This window comes from Streptomyces sp. KR55 (genome assembly GCF_052245645.1).
GTDB classification, from domain to species: domain Bacteria; phylum Actinomycetota; class Actinomycetes; order Streptomycetales; family Streptomycetaceae; genus Streptomyces; species Streptomyces flavusporus.
Window position 1 is genome coordinate 1 of sequence record NZ_JBQQCE010000741.1, and the last position, 3,084, is coordinate 3,084.

A 3,084-nucleotide genomic window follows, 5' to 3' on the forward strand; every position below is an offset into this window, starting at 1 on the left:
GTCATCAAGGGCACGCGGACCGACCAGGACCTCGGCGAAGCGCTCGCCGCGGGCGACTTCGACGGCGACGGCCACGTGGACCTGGCCACCGGGACCACGGTCGCCTACGGCCCGGTGGACCGGGCGGCTGGGCCAGCCCGCACCGAGGCGATGAACGTCGAGGTCGGCGGCCCGGCGGAGGAGTGGTGGAGCCGCCCCACCCTCGCCGCGGGCGATGTGAACGGCGACGGCGTCGACGACGTGGTGGCCGCCGTCTCGCACGGCGACGGTGAGCTGCCGTACCACGGCCCCCGGCTCGTGCAGTACTTCGCGGGCGGCCGGGCCGGACTGACGGCCGCCCGGACGCTGAAGGACGCGGGCACCGGCAAGACCCTGGACGGCGGCCGGGCCGTCGCGGTGGGCGACCTCGACAGTGACGGGTACGCCGACATCGTCCTCGGCCGCACCAGCGAGTACGACATGGACGGCACCGAGGACGTCAACGCGCTGGGCGGCGCGGTCGAGATCGTCCGCGGCGGCGCCGCCGGTCCGGACACCGCGAGCCCGCGCACGCTGCTCCATCAGGACAGCCCCGGAGTCCCGGGCACCGCGGAGGACGAGGACCTCTTCGGCGCGAGCCTGTCCCTCGGGGACGTGAACGGCGACGGCCGCCCCGACCTCGCGGTCGGCGTCTCCCGGGAGGGCGTGGGCACCCGGGACGAGGCCGGTTCGGTGACCGTGCTGCGGGGTACCGCGGCGGGGCTCACCGGGCAGGGAACGAAGTCCTTCACCCAGAACACGACGTCGGTGCCGGGCTCCGCCGAGGCGGGGGACGTCTTCGGCACCTCCGTACGGCTGGCCGACACCAACGGCGACGGCCGCGCGGAGCTGTACGCGGGCGCTCCCGGGGAGAACGCCAACGCGGGCGGGGTCTGGGTACTCCCCGGCGGCCCCACGCAGGTGACCGCCACCGGCTCGGTCTCGTTCGGCGCGGCGTCGCTGGGCACCGTCGCGGCGCGGGCCGAGCTCGGCCGTCGTTTCAACAGCTGACGGCACCCGGGCGGGAGCCGGCTGCCGGCCGGTCAGGTCAGCGAACCGGCCGACAGCCGGCGGAACCCGATCGTCTCGTACGCCCCCGTCTCGTACAGGATGCCGACCGTGTCCCGGTCGAGCCGTACGAGGTCGGAGTACGCGGCCCGCTGCTGGGACAGTGTGAGCGCCTTGGTGAAGGCCGCACCGCCGTCCGTGCGGGGGTCACCGACGAAATGCGGGGCGCCGGAGTGACGGAATGCCCGGGGCTTGGTCATCTGCTGGCGTATCCGCGGCTGGTTCGCAGCCGAGTCTGACGGATCAGGGCGCTCAGGGCGAGATGCCGCTGCTGTCCTTTCTCCGTAAAAGAGCGTTTTGTCCCGGCGAGGGCGTTTGGTAAGTCGCGGCAGGTCGGGGGTTAGTGGCTGTGCGCGTGAGCGTGTGAGGATGCGCTCGTGGATTGCGATGTGTGTGGCGGGGCGATGTGGCGATGGCCGGTGCCCTCGACTGCGGGGCAGGAGGAAATCTGGTCCTGCTCTTGGTGCTATGCCGCCACGCATGTGGGTGGTGAGTGGTTCGAGATCGCACGACCGCCGTACCTGCCGGTGGAGACGCGCTGGGAGAGGGCCTTTGCGGACGGCCTTCCTGCTGACATCTCCCACGCCTTCGGAGTCTTCGACAGGACCCTGTGCGGGATCCAGATGGCCGACATGTCGCCGTCTGACCACTGGTGGTTGCCGGAGCGGGAGCATGCCTGCAGCGCCTGCCGTGAAACGGCGGTGGTCATCGATGAGCGCTGGCCGCAGGCGATGAGGGGCGAAGATGCCCGGGTGAGCGTGGCTCGACCGGCCCCCGGATAGGCGGCGCCCGAGTTCTGCCTGCGCCGACTGGCGGCTACGAGTACTTCCAGTTCGGTGTGGATTCTCGGGTGAGTCGCTGGCTCATGAGATTGATCATCGCGACGTGGATTATGGCTTCGGAGCGGTGGGGGTGTGTCTCGTAGTCGCGGGCGAGGCGGCGGTGGTGCATCAGCCAGCCGAAGGTGCGCTCGACCACCCAGCGTCGGGGGATGACCTTGAACCCTTTGACTCCGGGGGCGCGTTGGACGACTTCTACGTCGATGCCGAGGCAGGCGCCGTGGTCGATGGCTTTCGTTCGATAGCCGGTGTCGGCCCACGCCTTGGTCACTCGAGGGTTCGCGGCGGCGATCTGGGAGAGCAGGTGGATGCCGCCGGTGTGGTCGGAGACGCCGGCCGCGGTCACCCAGACGGCCAGGAGAAGTCCGAGGGTGTCGACGCCGAGGTGGCGCTTGCGACCTGCGATCTTCTTGCCGGCGTCGATGCCCTGGCCGGCCGCGGGCACGTTGGCCGAGGTCTTGACGCTCTGGGCGTCCAGCACGCAGACGCTCGGCTCGGCATCCCGGCCCTCGGCCTCGCGCACCAAGCGCCGCAGCAGGCGGTTGAGCTGGTCGAAGATCCCTTCTTTCTGCCAGGCGGCGAAGTAGCCGTAGACCGTCTCCCAGGGCGGGAAGTCGTGCGGCAGGTACCGCCAGGGGATACCGGTGCGGTCGACGTAGAGGATGGCGTCCATGATGCGGCGCAGGTCGTGCTCGGGTGGGCGTCCGATGTCCAGGCCCTTGCCCCTGCGCTCGGCCCGCCAGGCGGTGAGCGTGGGCTCGATCAGCTCCCAGCGGGCATCGGACAGGTCGCTGGGATACGGGCGGTGTCGCGTCATGTTTCGGTAGTACCGTCGGGCACGGCGCCGCCCCAGGGCGCAAACGGCGTCAACCGGGGGCGCCTTGGGATCAGACAGGAGCGAATGCATCGAAACGGGCCGGGGTGCGGCGTCTTCAGCCACACAGCTCCCATTGGGCACTATCGCCTCGGAAGTCGCAGACCCACTCCCCACCCGAAGCGCCACCAACAACCTCGCCGGGACAAAACGCTCTTTAAGAGGGCATTTGGTTTAGGTAGATCGCCCCGTATGCCCTAGTAGGTGCCTCGCCAGGTGGGTGTGGTCTCGTCCGTTATGCGCTTGGCGAGGTTGTCGATCGAGGCGAGGTGGATCATGGCTTCG

General features: G+C 70.2%; 2 protein-coding genes and 2 pseudogenes. 1 reads left to right on the forward strand and 3 read right to left on the reverse strand.

Translation table 11 applies throughout. The features are described from left to right. On the forward strand, positions 1-1,029 hold a 1,029-nt coding region (locus ACTWQJ_RS49295), incomplete at its 5' end, for an FG-GAP and VCBS repeat-containing protein (protein ID WP_443312876.1). 32 nt (positions 1,030-1,061) lie between these two features. Here ACTWQJ_RS49295 and ACTWQJ_RS49300 read toward each other — a convergent pair. The 3 genes and pseudogenes from ACTWQJ_RS49300 to ACTWQJ_RS49310 form a co-directional block, all read right to left on the reverse strand. After that, positions 1,062-1,223 (reverse strand): annotated as a pseudogene (locus ACTWQJ_RS49300) (sialidase family protein); the annotation flags it as partial. A 679-nt stretch (positions 1,224-1,902) separates the two neighbouring features. After that, positions 1,903-2,742 carry an IS5 family transposase gene (locus ACTWQJ_RS49305; RefSeq protein ID WP_443312877.1) on the reverse strand — a complete coding sequence of 280 codons (840 nt, stop codon included), beginning with the start codon at positions 2,740-2,742 and terminating at the stop codon, positions 1,903-1,905. Positions 2,743-2,996: 254 nt separating this feature from the next. After that, a pseudogene (locus tag ACTWQJ_RS49310) lies at positions 2,997-3,084 on the reverse strand (IS5/IS1182 family transposase); the annotation flags it as partial.

Coding starts and splice junctions, on each gene's coding strand:
- ACTWQJ_RS49305 (WP_443312877.1), bottom strand. CDS start 2,742: ATGACGCGACACCGCCCGTATCCCAGCGACCTGTCCGATGCCCGCTGG.